Source organism: Methanobrevibacter thaueri (assembly GCF_015062915.1).
GTDB classification, from domain to species: domain Archaea; phylum Methanobacteriota; class Methanobacteria; order Methanobacteriales; family Methanobacteriaceae; genus Methanocatella; species Methanocatella thaueri_B.
This window is the reverse complement of record NZ_SUTJ01000015.1, coordinates 1-16335: the sequence shown is the minus strand read 5'-3', so window position 1 is coordinate 16335 and position 16335 is coordinate 1. Positions and strand designations below refer to the sequence as shown.

Here is a 16335-nt window from a genome sequence, read left to right as displayed (position 1 = left end):
AAAAATAATCTTGGATTTAATAAAATTTCCTCCCTAATAGTATATATCTATAGGTTTGTTGCAAAAAATATATAACTTTGTTGAAATAATATTTTGATTTTTACAAATTTTCTTTTAAAATCTGTTTTTATTCCAATTTTTACTTCAATTAAATGAAAATGATTTAATTATCAAGGCTTAAGATTTACATTTTGAAATTTCATTTGATTAGAAAAAATAAGTAATATATAATTATCAAGAAAAATGAGAATTTTTTTAAAGTTAAAATATAAAAAAAGAAGTGGAATTATTCCACTTTGAATCCTGCTTCTTCAACAGCGTCGTTAATGTCAGCGTCACTTACATCGCCGGACATTGTGATTGTAGTGATGCCTGAATCTAAGTCTGCTTTAGCAGAGTCGATTCCGTCAACATCTTCTAAACATAATTCAACAGCTTTTACACAGGATGGGCAGTGCATGCCCACTACTTTGATTTCTTTTTCAGCCATGATAAATCACCTTAATATCGTTAGTTATATATTTATGCCATTGACTTATTTAAACTTTTAGTCATGCCTAATTTTTTTGATTTTGCATAATCTCTCTGGGAAATCTTGTATCTTGTCAATGTGGATGAATAGACTATGACAATCACAGATCCTATATTGTGGATTAATGCTCCCTCAATTGGGTTTAACAGTCCTAAAATTGCTAAAGCCATTGCAACGATATTCAATGTCAATGCAAAAGTGATGCTGATGTTTATTGTTCTTATTGTTTTTCGGGCTATTCCAATCAGATGAGGGATATCTCCAATGTTATCGTTAATCAGTGCGATATTTGCCGCTTCAATGCTGATGTCGCTTCCAATGTTTCCCATTGCAATTCCAACATTTGCCTTTCTAAGTGACGGTGCATCGTTAATTCCATCTCCAATCATAGCAACCTTATGGCCATGTGTCTGCTCCCATCCAATATATTCTGTCTTGTCTTCTGGTAAGCATTCCGCTATAACGTTTCTAACCTTGACCTCTTTGGCTATTGCATTTGCTGTTTTTTCATTGTCTCCTGTGAGCAGGGTTGTTTTTATTCTTAATTTTTTCAATGAATCTATTGTTTGTCTTGAATTTTCACGAATTGTATCTGCAAGCAAAACCCTTCCTAAAATTTGATTTTCTTTTGCAACATAAAGCTCTATTTCACCGTTTTTCAGTTTTAAATTATCTTTTATGTTGATGTTTTCTGACTTTAAGAGTTTCTCATTTCCTGCAATTACTCTTGAACCATTGATAGTTCCTGTCACTCCCTGGCCTATTTCCATCTTGAAGTTTTCCACATTGGCCAATTCCTTACCATTGTAATGATTAATTATGGCCTTTGCCAGGGGATGTTCTGATTTGGATTCAAGTGAGGCTAACAGATGCATCATTTCATCAGGATGGTCTGAAATAATTTTAACAACTTTTGGGGTTCCATAGGTTAATGTTCCTGTTTTGTCAAATACCATTTCGCTTACATTAGCCAATTCTTCAATGGACTCCCCATCCTTAACAAGTATTCCATAATTTGTTAAGTTTCCGATTGCAGCCATGATTGCTGTTGGTGTTGCAAGAACCAATGCGCACGGACAGAACACAACAAGTATTGTCACTGATCTTATTATCTCAAATGTGAACAGGTATGTCAATATTGCTGCTGCAAAAGCTATGACAACAATCATTGTAGCCCACTTGTCTGCAGTTCTAACGATTTTTGCATTTTCAGGGGAAGATGACTCAACCAACCTGATAAGTCTTTGAAGTGAACTGTCACCGCTGACTTTTGTGGTTTTCATGGTAAATGATCCAAAAAGGTTGATTGTTCCGCTGTATACCTCATCACCAACCTGCTTGTCAACAGGCATTGATTCTCCTGTTAGTGTTGATTGGTCAATGGAGGTTTCACCAGAAATTATTGCACCGTCTGTTGGTATGCTTTCGCCGGGAAGCACTTTTAATATGTCTCCCACATTAACTTTTTCCACAGATATTTTCTCTTCAATTCCATTTTTGATTCTTGTTGCAAATTGAGGTGACATGTCAACAAGATCTTTTATTCTACCTTGGGTTTTTGATACAGTGTACTCTTCCAAAAATCCTCCGATTGCCATGATTGTGGCGATTTCACCTGCTGCAAATACTTCTCCAATTATTATTGAAGCGATTATGGCTATTGTAACCAGCAAATCCGCCTTGATATCAAATTCTCTAATCAATCCTTCCGCACATTCTTTAAATATCGGTATTCCACATAGTATAACTGCAATTCCTGCAATGTAATCGAGAGATAGGATTAAACTTGTAATTATACTAATTGTAGAGATTATAATGCTAAGTATGTCTATTATTTGGTCTTTTGTAAATCTCATTTTAAACAGCCCCACTGGTATAGTATACCCCATAGGGTATAAGGTTATTTTAAAAAAAATTAAAGTCTGGAGTAATATTCCAAAATTGATGAGATGTCACTTATTGCTTCATCAGAATCATTGTTTTCAATGGCTTCCTTTACGCAATGTTCCAAGTGTCCTTCAACAATTATGTATCCAACTTTATGTAATGCTGATTTTGATGCATTCACTTGCATTAATATCTGTTCGCAAGGAATGTCTTCGTCAATCATACGATCAATTGCATTCAACTGGCCGATGATTTTTTTAAGTCTTCTGTGCAGGTTTGCACTATCCATACAATCTTTCAAAATAACACAACCTATACCTACTAGGGTATATGAATATTGTAGTATATAAATGTTATCACAAACTATAAATTAATCAACGGCCTAAAATGTATTTAATATGATGGAGTGATATCATGGATATCGTAAAAAATTATGATGGTAAAGAGTTAACTATGAAAGTTGGAGACCGTATTGATACTGTTACTGCTCCTGACTTTGAAAAAGAGATTATGGACGAGATGGGTAACTTCGATTCTTTAATTTTCGATTTTGAAAACCTTGAATATATCTCTAGTGCAGGATTAAGAGTCCTAATATTAGTTCAGAAAAAATTAAAACCCGATGCAATTCCATTTGTCATAAAAAACGTTAATGACAGCATTCGTGAAATCTTCAGAATGGCTGGTTTTAATAAAATCTTAGATATTCAATAGAATATTAATATTATATTTCTAATTTTTTTAAAAAATAAAAAAAGGAGGAAAAGTTCAAGCCTATGCTTGATTTTCCATTTCTTCAAATTTAGCTGGGAAATATTCGTCTACTACGTATTCCAAACCATATTTGGAGAAAGATTGCTGTTCTGCTTTTTTACCGATTTTAAGCATCTTTTTAATTTCAGTTTGCCAGAAATCAGTTTTATACCTTGGGTCTTTTGAAAGCTCTTTGAGCCTCATGACGTCCACATCCTTGAGCTTATCGGTTGGTAAGTCATAGTTGATAATGTCTGATGCGGTTACTCCTATGAATTTAGCGTCAGGAGTTGCTAAGTCATGGTTAACGTGAGCTAATTTTGCACTTCCGGAAATGATAACTTGTGCAATGTGGAATCCCCAAGGGTCTCCGTCGTTACAGATATATACAGGTAATTTCAATTCGGTATTAACTCTTTTGATAAATCTTCTTGTAGCACGAGCTGCCTGTCCCTTAAGCCCAACAATAAGACAGTTGAATCTTTCGTGTGCGTTTTCCTGCACGAGCCTGTGGAACATTCCCATGGTTTCCACTGCAAGTACCTTGTCCACATTGTGGTCTAAAAACTCTACCTGATCGATTGTAGGGGAAATTGTATAACCTGATTTTCCCATTTTTGAAGCATTGACTTCCACTTCATCTAAAAGGGTAATGTCTCCGTAAACTGATGCACCGTCTTCCTCAGGCATTAATCCTAAGTCTTCACGGGTGGTTCCGAGAGTAACTTCCAGGTCTTCTCCAACGATGTTGGATTCTTGCTGTGATTTGAAGCTGATTCCCCAACCTTCGGAAACGTAATACATTTCCCTGATGGTTGCGGTTTTTTCTCTTGCAACAAGGTCTTTACAGAAGTTGGCAACATAAACCATTTGACCTAATTTTCTGATTTGTTTTACATTACCGAGGGATCTTCTTCCGAACCTGTCACCTAATACATAGTATCTTTTAGCATCATCGTAAACGATGTTTCCAGTTCCTCTGGATGGAACTCTAATGTTAGGAACATTATTCTTTTCAATTTCTTCAATAATCTCTTGACCTAATCCTTTGAGCTTATTGTAGGTGTATTCTTTCCTAAGTTCCTTATGTGTTTTTCCTTCTTTTTCTACTTCAGCCATCTAAATCACCTAGTCCTCAAAACCATCTTCAACATCATCTTCAATGAAGTTGTCTAATGAAGAGTTGCCTTCTTCAACAGCATTTCCGAATTCATCAACTTCTTCCATGATGAGTGCGTCAAGTTCTTCTTCTTCCTCTTCTTCCTCAACCTTTTCACCAAGCAACTCTGCAAGAGCCCTTTTGGTTACTTTTGCAAGCACTTCCTGATATTCAGGAACTCCAGTCTCACCGAGTTTTGCAGCTTCTTCAATAATAACTGGCACGTATTCTTCGAATACTTTTGAACGTTTTTCTTTTTCTTTAGCTGCTCTTTTAGCTCTTAAGTGTTTTTGCAATTGACGAGCTAGTTTCATGGTGGATTGTCTGATTTCGTGAACGATTTCAGGTTCAGGTGAAACACTTTGTTTTCCTGTTGAAAGGTAAGGCACTTGAGTTGAAATAATGTTTACGAATAATGTTAATGGAGTGTTGTCCATATCTTTAAGGCCGTAACGTCTCCAGTCAATACTTTTGAGTGCTTCTGTAATTGCACAGCTTCCTGCATCGAATGTTAATGGAACTCTGTTTGCAAATCTCATGATTTCAGATTTCCTTTTCTCATTAACTACTCTTCCAGCATTTCCTCCGTATGCAAGACCTGCTTCGATGATGAATGAAACCCCACCAGCATAGGTTACAGGTTTTCTTGTGATTGTTGTAACGAATTCAGGTTTAAGGATTTGTTTCATACCTTTTTCAATCTGTTCTGATCCGATTGGTATGAGTCCGTCTGTTGGAGGAGCCATGAATTTCATTTTCTTGAAGCAGTGAACAATTGCTTCTGCTTCCTGGAAAGTCATGTCCCTTGGACGTTTGTTCATGTCAATTCCAGTGATTTCTGCGATTTCATCTGCTCTTTTAGCAGACATTCTGGACATTGAAGAAGTTAACATACTTTTGTATCTTCTGCTGTCAGTGTTTTGTGCCATGGTCATTAAATCGTCGGCACTTACACCTTTAGGGTGTGGTAACACTTCTTTTGGCTGTACAGGCACTACGTCTGCTGCCCTTTTGAAGATGTACTTGTGTCCTGATGGGTCCCTGAATGTGATTTTTGCATGAGGGTTTCCAATCATTGTTCTTCTGATGTATTCGAATGCACCTTGTTCCGCAAGGGAGTATGAAACGTCTTTGAATTGCAATTCAATGCAGACTCCAGTGCTTTCTGCAGGGTAGTCTTCCCTTTCCATTAAAATTCCACGGTTGTTTTTAACGTCCATTTGGAATTTCATTTTCACTCCCTTAATTTCATCTCCATCCCTGTAGCATGAAATTACGCGAGCTGGTTTACCAGTGGTCATTTGGGATAATAATACACATCCACTACAACCTAAACCTTGTTGTCCTCTTGATTGAATGTTTCTGAATTTGGATCCTGCAAACATCATACAGTATACCTGCATCACATAGTCTTCAGGAATTCCAGGCCCATTATCCTTATGTCTTAGGATGTAATGTTCCTTGTCAACACGCTTTAATTCGATGTCGATATCTGGCAATATTCCGGATTCTTCACATGCATCAAAACTGTTTGTAATCAATTCGTGAAAAACAATGGTTAATGAACGGATTTTACCAGTGAATCCTAACATCTGCTTGTTTTTTCTAAAGAATTCAGATGGGGTTAACCTTTGAAAGTCCTCTTCCCAATCTAATCCTACTTGTTGTTGAGCCAAAATTTTTCCTCCTTAAAAATTTTATATGTTTTAATTTATTATGTGGGGTATATTTAAATCAAGTGAGAGAGCATTTGGAAAGTAATATTTTTACAGTACCCTATCTGTCCCAATTAAATATGTGGTAAAATAATAATTTAAAAACATGTAGAAAATATGGTATTTACACTACATTATCTATATATGTTGGTTACAGTATATAAAAGTTTTTAAGTATTAATATAATTTTTATATCTGTGTGTCATTAAAATTGCAGTGACTTCGTAAAATTTATTTGATTGTATAATTTTTCAATTTTTGGTGATGGGTTTATCAAAAAAATTAGGAGAGGGTTCTCCTAATAATCTTTTTCATCAAATTCGATGCCGTCCTTGAATTCGATTTTATCGTCCTCAATTCCGACAAGGTCTTTGAATTCCTTCATTTTCAATGTTTCTTTCTTGTGCTCTAAAAATCCGTAAACGGATTTGTGCCTGGAACCGTTAAGAATCATCTCAATGGCTTCCTTAGCAACCATGATATTGTCCATTTCTCCAATAAGGGAAACGGTCTTGCCGTAGATTGCCATGTCAACTTCGGCCATTTCCATGATTATCTCACGGGTCTTGCCGTCTTTTCCAATGATTCTGCCCTTGTGTCTTGCAAGAGCCTTTTTAGATTTACCAATGTATAACGGTAAGCTAATTACCTCTAAATAAATATCATCACTAACGAGTTTGAGGGCAACTTCTGGGTTGAATCCCCTTGCCACTGCTTTTACGATGTGATTTGCATTCCAGACCCCTAATGGATCTTCCATATCATCTCTAGGTGTAATGTAAACTGTACCCTCATCACTGTCAATGTCGAGGATGGTTCCAGTTGCTTTTTCAATGGATTTTTTAACGTTTCCATTGCTTCCAATTAATGCCCCTACTCTGTTTTGAGGTATCTTCAAATAATCTGTTTCCGGCATAATTATCACCTTTAATAATAATTATTTAATCTTAATTATTTAAAATTTAGGATTAACATATTCCCAAACTTCTTCAAAACTAGTTTTAACGCCAAGTTTGGTGTATTCCCTTACAAGTGTGTTGATATCCCTTTCAAGCAACTCCTTTGAAATCGGATTGTCCAAAACGACGGATTGGGAAACGTCAATTATCACAGGCTCCTCATTTAAATTTAATATATTGTAGTTGGACAGGTCTCCATGAACCAGCTTTGCCTCGTTCACGAACAGTTTCAATTGTACCAGCAGCTTGTTCCAGAATTCATCAGGATCCTGTGGAGGCTGGTTTTTCACAGGCTGTGCAGGGTTTCCATCCTCATCGCCAATGAACTCTATTAAAAGAACGTTATTTGCACTGGTTATTGGTTCTGGAACATTAACTCCTGCCTGATACAGTCTTGTCAGGTTCTTGAACTCCTTTGTAACCCAGGAGTATATGATTTTTCTCTTGTTCTTGGTTTTGACGTTAAACCTTGGATCACCTTTAAGGTAGTAATCCATTTTCTTGAAATCAGATGTTGCTATGCGGTATATCTTCACGGCAACGAATTTCTCATCATCGGTGATTCCTGTAAGCACATTGGCTTCTTTGCCTGTGCTTATAGCACCGTTTAAAATGTCAATGTATCCCTGGTTGGCTAATTTGTATAATGTTTCTAAAGTAATCTTGTCAAAAATCTCATTTCCGGTTTTTCTCTCGGAACTGTCCTTTCTTCTTTTTTCAGAATGGATTTTTGCATGTTTTTTATCGGCCTTAGCCACTTTAGGATCCATATAATCAAAAAAAAATAAGTAGTTAGACTACATTTTTAAGTAGCCTTTTCTTTCAAGCCAGTTGGACTCGGTTTTTGTGTATCTCCAGATCACATCCGCTTTTTCATCGGATTGGAAATCCCATGGTTTTACAAGGATTACGTCTCCTTCACGAATCCAAATACGTTTTTTCATTTTTCCAGGGATTCTGGTCATTCTAATATTTCCGTCAGCACAACGGACTTTTAATTTTCCGTGTCCCATAATTTGTTCAACAACTCCAGGGATTTCACCCTTTTTAGGAGTTCTCACTCTTCTGTATTCTTGTTGATTGTTATTGTTAGGTCTAGACAAATACTCTCCTCCAAAATTATAATAAAATTATCTCTCTATAAGATTAAATTATTTATATTTATATCAATATATTATATATTAATTTATTGGATTTTATATGAATGTGATAAAATGGGAACTGAATTTTTAAAAATTAAGGAATGCGATGAAGCTATTGATATTATTCAGGAATTGTTCAATGAGAATTTAAAACCTGAAAGCGAGGAGATTCTAGTCAGTGAAGCCTATGGCAGAATCCTATTTGAGGATGTTTATTCTAGAATGGACTTCCCGCCTTTTGACAAGGCATTAAAGGATGGTTTTGCAATTCTTTCAAGCGACAGTTTTGGAGCATCAGAAGAGTCACCAAACACTCTTGAAGTCATTGACTTTTTGGAAGCCGGTGCAACCACCGACAAGAAGGTCGAAGAAGGCAAGTGTATTGAAATCAGTACTGGTGCAGCAATGCCTGAAGGTGCAGACGCTGTTTTGATGGTTGAATACGCTGAAAAAGATGATGGCACTGTTAACCTGTTGACCACAGTCACTCCTACACAGGACGTTGCCAAAAAGGGCTCCGACATTGAAGAGGGCAAGCTTATCCTCAAGAAGGGAGACTTCCTAAATCCTGGAAAAATTGGTGTTTTACTGTCACAGGGCTTTGAAACCATAGAAGTTTACAAAAAACCGAGTGTTGGTATTGTCTCATCAGGTAACGAAATAACTCTTCAGGGTGAAGAGCTTGAATATGGTAAAATCTATGATGTAAATGGTGGAATGATTAAAAACGATGCCGTTTCCTGCGGTGCAGATGCAAAATTCTTAGGGGTAATGAGAGACAACTATGATGAAGTGAAAGAGAAAATCATAAAGTCCCTTGAAGAAGTGGATATCCTGTTCTGTTCAGGAGGAACCTCTGCAGGATTAGGTGATGTCCTAAAGCATGTTCTTGACGAATTAGGTGAGGTTCACATTCATGGAATTTCAGTTCAGCCTGGAAAACCTACAATCGTCGGGGTAATTGACGGCAAATTGGTCATTGGCCTTCCAGGAAATCCAGTTTCCGCACTGATGATATTCAATGCATTCGTGGCAGAGCCATTAACAAGACTGGCAGGAATCGATAAGGACTTTGAATTGAAGACAGTCAAAGGAAAAATCACAAAAAGAATTCATTCACAAGTTGGAAGGATGCAATATCAACTCGTTAAGGTTGACGGCGAAAACATCCAACCAATATTTAAGGATTCAGGAGCAATCTTTTCACTGTCCACTGCCGACGGTTATGTGAAAATTCCAAAACTTGTAGAACTCGTTGATGAAGGAGAAGACGTAGAAGTCTATTTATTTAATTAGAATTATAATTTAAGTAAGGTGTAATTATGGATTATGAAGTAAAAGTAATTCCAGAACAAAAATTAGCGGTTATCAATTGTAAAACTCCAAAATCAGATATGGGAGTGTTCTTTTCCATATTGATGGATTGGGTTGATACAGAAGAAATAAAAACAGACGGCGAACCATTCATTGTTTATTTCTCACCAAGACATGAAGTAAATCAGGGTGATGTGGTTTATGATGTAAGCATCCCTGTAAAAGATGACCCTGATGAAACCGACAGGATTCGTGTCGTGGACATGATTGAAAATAAGGTTTTGGCAGGTACTCATTACGGTTCAACTGAAAACATTATGGATACTTATGCCGAACTCGTTGAAATCGCTCAGAAAAATCATTATGACATTATAGGATCACCTAAGGAAGTTCTTATTAAAGGATTCTACAACTGTGATGATGAAAACGATTACATAACCGAAATTCAATTGCCAATAATTGAAATGTAGGTGGAGCATGTCTAAAAAGGATGAAATTGATTTGGATAAAGAAATTGAAAGACTTGCTCGTAGATCAAACATCAATATGAGAAGGTCTGAAAATTCCTTTGACAATCGATTAAAAAGATTGGATAAGGAAATTGATAAAGTTCTAAATCAAAAAATAAAAGACTTTGATGATAATAAAAAAGTAACTGAAGATTATCTTCACATAGACTATAAAAACGATACCATTAACAGGTATAGAGAAAAATTGAAAAAAATGTAATTTTTCTCACTCTTTTTTTTTATTTAAAAATTTTAATGAATTCATTTAGCGGAATCGCCAATGAGTACTTGCTGAATGGATTGAGAGCTATTCCAAAACACTCATCATCACTAATCATTTCAGCCAGATTCTCACTTGTGATGTTAATGACCTCAAATTCAACATGGGCCTTAACAAGTTCATCTTCATCACTAAACACTGGAATGAACTCCTGGTTATCAGGATTTGAGATTTTTAGAGGCTTGAACTCAAAAGACTCATCCTCATCGGTTGAGATGACTTCAATAGGCATTATCAATTCTGCTTTTTTCAACTCTTCAACTAAACGCTCATCATCTTCAGAAGTAAGTGAATCTTCTGGAAGCTCTATTAATTCCTTTAACTTTTTATTCATTGTCCCACAACTCTTAAATCGTGAACCAGTAATTTTGGAATGATGTAAGAACCATACTGTTTAATTTCAGAGTCCAATCCTTCAACGCTTTTCATGATTTCAAAGATGTTTCCAGAAATCATTGCCTTTTTGATAGGATCGCCCATTTCACCATTTTCAATCTTGAAAGCATTGTTCGCTTCCACTGAGAAGTCCCCAGAAATTGGGTTTGCGGTATGTGCTCCAAGCACGCTGGTTGTCAGAACTCCATTGTCTATTTCGGACAATTCCTTCATTTCACCGAATTTGAACTCAAGGTTTGTCGGTGCAATCATTGGTGTTGTTAAGTAGCTTCCTCTAAGTCCGTTGGAAGTGGTTTCGACGCCAGCTTTATTTGCATTGTAGATGTCATAAATGAATGAGTTTAACTTTCCATCTTGAATCAATGCGGTTTCACGGGATACGCTTCCCTCTCCATCACATTTTGCAGTGCCCATTCCTTTTTCAAGCAATGGATTGTCAATGATTGAAAGTGCTGGACTTGCTATTTCTTCTCCCAACTTGTCTTTCAGGATTGATCTTCCCCTCAACACGTTTTCACCGTTGAATGCTCCTATGAAAGTTTGAAGCAATCCGACAGCAGCATAGTAATCTAGAACAACATCATAATCATTTGTTTCAACAGGTTTTGTATTCAATGAGCTTTTTGCCAGGTCACACACTTCACTGGCCAGTTTTTCACCATCTAAATCAAAAAATCTTGATGACTGTGAATTGTATGCGCTTGCAATTTCACCGTCCTTTTGGATTGTTACGGATAATCCTAATCCAAATCCGGTACCATTATCCTCAATGGAAACTCCATTTGAATTCACAATCAATGACCTTCCTTCACTTGCGGAAAATCCTGAACCTGTCACTTCACATCCGCTGTCTAAGGCTTGTGAAATGGTTGATTTTAAAAATTCAACGGATTCGTCAAGGCTTAAGTCATTAAATTTGTCGTCATAAACCTTTTTGACTTCATTTACCTTTTCAACTTCTGCAAAAGAGTAATTATCATCAACTTTTGTCAATTTGCTGTTGTCAACTGCCTTTTGTGCAGTTTCAACGAGTTTGTCCATGTTTGATGTAAATGCAAAGCCCTGCTTTTGATCCTTGAGGACTCTGATTCCAACGCCCATGTCAATTTCTTCTTTTGCAAAGTTCAACTCCTCTTTTAGTGTGTCCAGTTGAATGAGTTTTGATTCATCAATATAAATTTCGTAAGCGTCACATTTATTTTCAAGAGCTTTTTTCACATCTTCTGCTATCTCATATATCATATTATCACTATAGGGCAAATTTTTCAATCGCTTCTGCCACTCCATCACCGTAAAACTTCTCACAGGTATATGTGCTGATTTCTTTCAGGTTGTCATCAGCATTTCCAACGGCAATCTTATATCCCACTTCTTTCAGGAAATCTTCGTCGTTTTCACTGTCTCCTATTGCCATCACGTTTTCCATATTAATGCCGTTTCTTTCACATAGGTATCTTAGTGAAGTTCCCTTATTGACTCTCTTGTCGGTAATGTGGAGTGCAAATCCACTGTCATAAATCTCTAGATTGTCTAAATGTTCAAAATCTGCAAGAGCCTCTTCCAACTCTTTTTTATCAAGGGTCTTGTAGAATACGGTTTCTGTCAGCCTGTACATGTTGTCATGGGATGCGTGCTTGTCAAACTTGTCTCCTAACTTTTCTTTTAGGTGATTTTCAGCAGAGGTTACAAAGTCACGTTCAACCATTGTTTCAACGGCATTGTTGTTTTCCCCTTCCTTGAAAACGATCCCTCCGTTTTCAGCTACAAGTCCTCCGCTGCAGCCTATGGAAACCTCAATGGCGTATGCATAGTTAACGACATTGCCTGTAACTATAATTGTTGGTATTCCTGCTTCTTCTGCTTTTCTGAGTGCTTCAATTGCTGAAATGCAAAGTTTTCTAGTGCTGTCGGTAAGTGTTCCGTCAATGTCTACTGCTATTGCCTCTATTGCCATTTTATCCCCTTGAGTATCTGTGTGCAATGTTACAGGTTCCCTCTTTACTTACCATACATGCTCCTATTGGGTGTAATGGGTTGCATGCCTTTCTGAACAGCTTGCAGTCCTCAGGTCTTGCAAGGCCTCTTAGGATAGGTCCGCAGATACATCCTTTAGGTGCTTCGGTGACATCCTTGACTTCAATGTCATATTTTTCACGTGCGTTGAAGTCTGCAAATTCCTTTTTAACTTCAAGAATTGAATTAGGTATTTTTGGAAATCCTCTCCATTCCCTTGATTCCACATCGAATACCTGTTCGATCATTTCTGTTGCAACGGTATTTCCTTCTTCTCTGACAGCTCTCTTGTATTCATTTTCTATTTTCGGTGTTTCATTATGAATTTGTCTTAAAATCATGTAGACTGACATTAATATGTCTAATGGGTTGAATCCTGCTACCGCTTGAGGAATTCCGTAATCTGTTGAGAAGTACTCGAAAGGTTTTGTTCCTATGATTGTACATACGTGTCCCGGTTGAATCAATGCGTTCAGGCTGGTTTCTCCTGAATTGATTAAAAAGTCAATTGCCGGTGGAATCAGTCTGTGGCATGAAAGCACTGAGAAGTTTTCAGGGGGTGTTGAAAGCAGTTCTGCTGCTGTTGTTGGAGCGGTTGTCTCAAATCCTGCTGAAATGAATGCAACATCATTGTCAACCTTTTCAGCTATTTCAATAGCTCTGTTAATACCGTAAACAACTCTTACGTCTCCACCTTCTGCCTTTGCATCTGCAAGGGACCTTTCAGATCCAGGCACTCTCAGCATGTCTCCAAAGGTGGTGATTGTAACTCCCTTATCGATAAGCTCCAATGCTTCATCTATTTCACGTGATGGCACAACACAAACAGGGCATCCTGGTCCTGCAATGATTTCTACTTCCTCTGGAAGCAGACTTCTGATTCCATTTTCCATTATGGTGTGTTCGTGTGAACCACACACGTGCATTATTTTAACGGGTGTAGCTAATTCATTAATTTTTTCTAATAGCTTATTTGACATATCTTTCATATTCATAATAACACCGAAGATTTAATATTATGTTATAAATATATTTACTACTGTATTAATTAAATTTTTGTTGTATTAATAGGGATAATATGTTTAATAATAATAAAATTCTAGTAGTTATTCCAGCAAGAGGAGGTTCAAAAGGAATTCCTCGTAAAAATGTAAGGTTATTGAACAAAAAACCTTTAATATCTTATTCCATAGGGGTTGCAAAATCCTCAGAATATGTTGATGATGTTGTTGTGACTACTGATGATTCTGAAATTGCATTGCTTTGTGAAAAATTCGGAGCCAGTGTTGTGAGACGTTCACCTGAACTGTCAACCGATGAAACTCCTCTGGATCCGGTCGTTTATGATGCAATCGTTCAAAAGGAAAAATTAACATTGGATGAATATGACCTTGTCATCACTTTACAGCCAACCTCTCCATTAATTAAAACATCCACTTTAGACAGGGTTATTGAGAAATTTGAAGATTTTGCAATCGACAGTGTAATAACTGTTGTTGATGATAGGCGGTTAAGCTGGGGATATGATGAGAACAATCAAAGATACTTCCCAAATTACATTGAAAGAAAACCTCGCCAGGATCTTCCGAAAGACTTCAGGGAAACCGGAGCTATTTTAGCGACTCGTCGACATTGCGTTCATGAGGACTCTCGTTTGGGAACCAGCATTGATATTGTTGAGGTTTCAAGTGAGGAAAGTATTGATGTTACAAATTATGAGGATTGGTGGATTGCTGAAAAGTGTCTGCAAAGACTAAAGATTGCAATCATTCCAAACGCTTCAGATGATGCAGGAAACAAACATATAAACAGATGCTTGTCAATTGCATCCAAACTGGTGTTCCATGACATTCTTTTCCTATTGGAAGAATCTCATCAGCTTGGAATTGACATAATCGAGAAATATAACTATAACTATAAGATTTATGATGGTAAGGATGACTTGATTAAATGCTTAAGGGATTACAACCCTCAATTGGTATGCAATGACATTGCAGACACCAGTACTGAGTACATGACCATCTTAAAGCAAGAGGGTTACTTTGTAGTCAACTTTGAGGACTTGGGCAAGGGCAGTGAATTGGCAGATGTGGTGTTTGATGCATTATATGAGCATGAGATTGGAGAAAAAAACATTTACACAGGATACAAGTATTACCTTTTAAGGGATGAATTCTACTTCCAACCTGAAAAAATCATAACCACTGCAGTCAATAATGTCTTAATCACATTCACAGGTGATGACTCTGATAATCTGACTGAAAAGGTCCTTGATGCTATTCTGGCAACCAATTATGAAGGAAGAATCAATGTCGTTGTGGGATTGACATACCCTAATCTGGAAGAACTCATCTCCAGATATGAGGCGAACTCTGCAGTTCAAATTTACCAAAATGTTTCAAATATCAGTGAATTCATGTTCAAGGCGGATATAATATTCTCTTCAGCAAGCAAGAGAATGTATGATATCTGTTCATTGGGAATTCCAACAATATGCATATGTCAAAATGAGCGTGAGCTGTCTCATGTTTTTGCAAATCCATCTAACGGATTCATTAACATGGGTTTAGGCGCACATGTTGAAAGGCAGGACATACTTAACCAGTTTGTTGAATTGGTAAATAATTATGACTTGCGTGTTGATATGAACAGAAAAATGCTCTCCATTGACTTGAAAAATGGTTTTGAGAATATGGAATCAGTCATTCGTCAGGAATATAGGAAATTTAGATTAAATAGGTAAATATAATGAATATATTTAATAAATATCCTTTTTTGATAGCGGGCATTGGTGATGATTTTCAGGTGATTGCTGAAAAAGAAGGAATATCTGATGTTGATGCAATCAAGTACGTGATTGATGAGGCAAGGGATTGTGGGATTAATGCGGTTAAGTTGCAGCCATATAAATCCCAAAATCATTTCTTAGATCAGTCAGCGATTTCCAGTAGTTTTACAATTGATGAATATAGGGAAATTGCAGAGTACTGCAGGAATATTGGAATGAAATTTCTCCTCACACCATTAGATTTAAAATCCGTTGATGATTTTGATGAGTTTTTAGATATTTTTTGCATTTCATCAGCTGATTTGACCAATATCCCATTTATTGAATATGTTGCAAGTAAAAACAAACCGATTCTTCTTTTTACAGGTGCATCAACCCTCCGTGAAATCAAGCAGGCAATAATTGCTATAGAAAATGTTTCAATGGTGGATATAGCTATATTTCATGTGGTTTTATCATATCCTGTTGATTACAATGATGCTAACTTGCTGATGATTAATGATTTGGCTGAAAACTTCCCAGATTATGAGATTGGATACTGTGACAATACAGTTCCTGATGATAATATGGCAGTATTGACAACAGCATATAATTATGGTGCCACAATACTTGAAAAGCTTTTTACAATTGACAAATCATTGACAGACTGTGAATATGCAATGGATGCTGATGATGTCATCAAGTTCAACTGGAATGTTAATTTCATATCCAAGGTCAATGGGATGAAAAACAAGCAACCTGTTATTTGCGAATCATCTGCGATAAGGGAAATGAGAAAATTAAGTGAGAGTAAGAAATAGTTTTTTTTAAAAAAAAAGAAATTAAATTTCTGCAGAACAATCTGCAGAAAAGTGACTGAGTAAAACCGCACATTTGTCAATAGTTTCT

General features: G+C 36.6%; 18 protein-coding genes. 6 read left to right on the top strand and 12 right to left on the bottom strand.

Translation table 11 applies throughout. From position 1 onward, the window contains the following. Positions 1 to 286 precede the first annotated feature (286 nt). From E7Z78_RS08380 to E7Z78_RS08370, 3 genes are read right to left on the bottom strand one after another with little or no spacing between them, the layout of a single operon-like run. A complete protein-coding gene (locus tag E7Z78_RS08380) occupies positions 287 to 490 on the bottom strand; it encodes a heavy-metal-associated domain-containing protein (RefSeq protein ID WP_303724709.1) in 204 nt (67 codons plus the stop codon). Positions 491 to 522: 32 nt separating this feature from the next. Then, positions 523 to 2388, bottom strand: coding sequence for a cation-translocating P-type ATPase (locus E7Z78_RS08375; protein ID WP_303724708.1), 1866 nt, complete (start codon positions 2386 to 2388; stop codon positions 523 to 525). Positions 2389 to 2447: 59 nt separating this feature from the next. Then, positions 2448 to 2720: a metal-sensing transcriptional repressor gene (locus E7Z78_RS08370; RefSeq protein ID WP_303724707.1), complete on the bottom strand. Its 273-nt coding sequence runs from the start codon at positions 2718 to 2720 to the stop codon at positions 2448 to 2450. A gap of 113 nt (positions 2721 to 2833) precedes the next feature. On the opposite strand from E7Z78_RS08370, the gene E7Z78_RS08365 reads away from it, so the two are divergent. Next, positions 2834 to 3133 (top strand): STAS domain-containing protein, encoded by a 300-nt coding sequence (locus tag E7Z78_RS08365; protein WP_303724706.1) that lies wholly within the window; start codon positions 2834 to 2836, stop codon positions 3131 to 3133. A 60-nt stretch (positions 3134 to 3193) separates the two neighbouring features. Here E7Z78_RS08365 and E7Z78_RS08360 read toward each other — a convergent pair whose 3' ends face one another. The 5 genes from E7Z78_RS08360 to eif1A all read right to left on the bottom strand — a co-directional run bounded on the left by E7Z78_RS08360 (position 3194) and on the right by eif1A (position 8108). After that, positions 3194 to 4291 (bottom strand): DNA topoisomerase IV subunit A, encoded by a 1098-nt coding sequence (locus E7Z78_RS08360; protein ID WP_303724705.1) that lies wholly within the window; start codon positions 4289 to 4291, stop codon positions 3194 to 3196. Positions 4292 to 4300: 9 nt separating this feature from the next. After that, on the bottom strand, positions 4301 to 6007 hold the full coding sequence (top6B, locus tag E7Z78_RS08355; protein WP_303724703.1) for a DNA topoisomerase VI subunit B: 1707 nt from the start codon (positions 6005 to 6007) through the stop codon (positions 4301 to 4303). 337 nt (positions 6008 to 6344) lie between these two features. Continuing rightward, a complete protein-coding gene (locus tag E7Z78_RS08350) occupies positions 6345 to 6962 on the bottom strand; it encodes a KH domain-containing protein (protein WP_303724702.1) in 618 nt (205 codons plus the stop codon). Positions 6963 to 7001: 39 nt separating this feature from the next. Next, positions 7002 to 7775, bottom strand: a complete 774-nt coding sequence (locus tag E7Z78_RS08345; protein WP_303724701.1) for a serine protein kinase RIO — start codon at positions 7773 to 7775, stop codon at positions 7002 to 7004. Positions 7776 to 7802: 27 nt separating this feature from the next. Beyond that, on the bottom strand, positions 7803 to 8108 hold the full coding sequence (gene eif1A / locus E7Z78_RS08340) for a translation initiation factor eIF-1A (RefSeq protein ID WP_292895977.1): 306 nt from the start codon (positions 8106 to 8108) through the stop codon (positions 7803 to 7805). A gap of 111 nt (positions 8109 to 8219) precedes the next feature. Here eif1A and glp point away from each other — a divergent pair, with 111 nt between their 5' ends. Genes glp through E7Z78_RS08325 form a run of 3 tightly spaced genes read left to right on the top strand, consistent with a single transcriptional unit; the run spans position 8220 to position 10190 of the window. Further along, complete coding sequence (gene glp / locus E7Z78_RS08335; protein ID WP_303724700.1) at positions 8220 to 9443, top strand: gephyrin-like molybdotransferase Glp; 1224 nt, start codon at positions 8220 to 8222, stop codon at positions 9441 to 9443. 26 nt (positions 9444 to 9469) lie between these two features. Further along, positions 9470 to 9931, top strand: coding sequence for a GyrI-like domain-containing protein (locus E7Z78_RS08330; protein WP_303724699.1), 462 nt, complete (start codon positions 9470 to 9472; stop codon positions 9929 to 9931). Positions 9932 to 9938: 7 nt separating this feature from the next. Then, a complete protein-coding gene (locus E7Z78_RS08325; RefSeq protein WP_303724698.1) occupies positions 9939 to 10190 on the top strand; it encodes a hypothetical protein in 252 nt (83 codons plus the stop codon). 19 nt (positions 10191 to 10209) lie between these two features. On the opposite strand, the gene E7Z78_RS08320 is transcribed toward E7Z78_RS08325, so the two are convergent. From E7Z78_RS08320 to hypD, 4 genes are read right to left on the bottom strand one after another with little or no spacing between them, the layout of a single operon-like run. Next, positions 10210 to 10584, bottom strand: a complete 375-nt coding sequence (locus E7Z78_RS08320) for an SseB family protein (protein ID WP_303724697.1) — start codon at positions 10582 to 10584, stop codon at positions 10210 to 10212. Continuing rightward, positions 10581 to 11888: a TldD/PmbA family protein gene (locus E7Z78_RS08315; protein WP_303724696.1), complete on the bottom strand. Its 1308-nt coding sequence runs from the start codon at positions 11886 to 11888 to the stop codon at positions 10581 to 10583. The genes E7Z78_RS08320 and E7Z78_RS08315 overlap by 4 nt, the downstream gene beginning before the upstream one ends. A 7-nt stretch (positions 11889 to 11895) precedes the next feature. Further along, positions 11896 to 12600: a phosphoglycolate phosphatase gene (locus tag E7Z78_RS08310; protein WP_303724695.1), complete on the bottom strand. Its 705-nt coding sequence runs from the start codon at positions 12598 to 12600 to the stop codon at positions 11896 to 11898. A gap of 1 nt (position 12601) precedes the next feature. Beyond that, positions 12602 to 13648, bottom strand: coding sequence for a hydrogenase formation protein HypD (gene hypD / locus E7Z78_RS08305; RefSeq protein ID WP_303724727.1), 1047 nt, complete (start codon positions 13646 to 13648; stop codon positions 12602 to 12604). 89 nt (positions 13649 to 13737) lie between these two features. Here hypD and E7Z78_RS08300 point away from each other — a divergent pair, with 89 nt between their 5' ends. Both E7Z78_RS08300 and E7Z78_RS08295 read left to right on the top strand, forming a co-directional pair. Beyond that, complete coding sequence (locus E7Z78_RS08300; protein WP_303724694.1) at positions 13738 to 15402, top strand: cytidylyltransferase domain-containing protein; 1665 nt, start codon at positions 13738 to 13740, stop codon at positions 15400 to 15402. A gap of 32 nt (positions 15403 to 15434) precedes the next feature. Continuing rightward, positions 15435 to 16247, top strand: a complete 813-nt coding sequence (locus tag E7Z78_RS08295; protein ID WP_303724693.1) for an N-acetylneuraminate synthase family protein — start codon at positions 15435 to 15437, stop codon at positions 16245 to 16247. Positions 16248 to 16335: the final 88 nt, after the last annotated feature.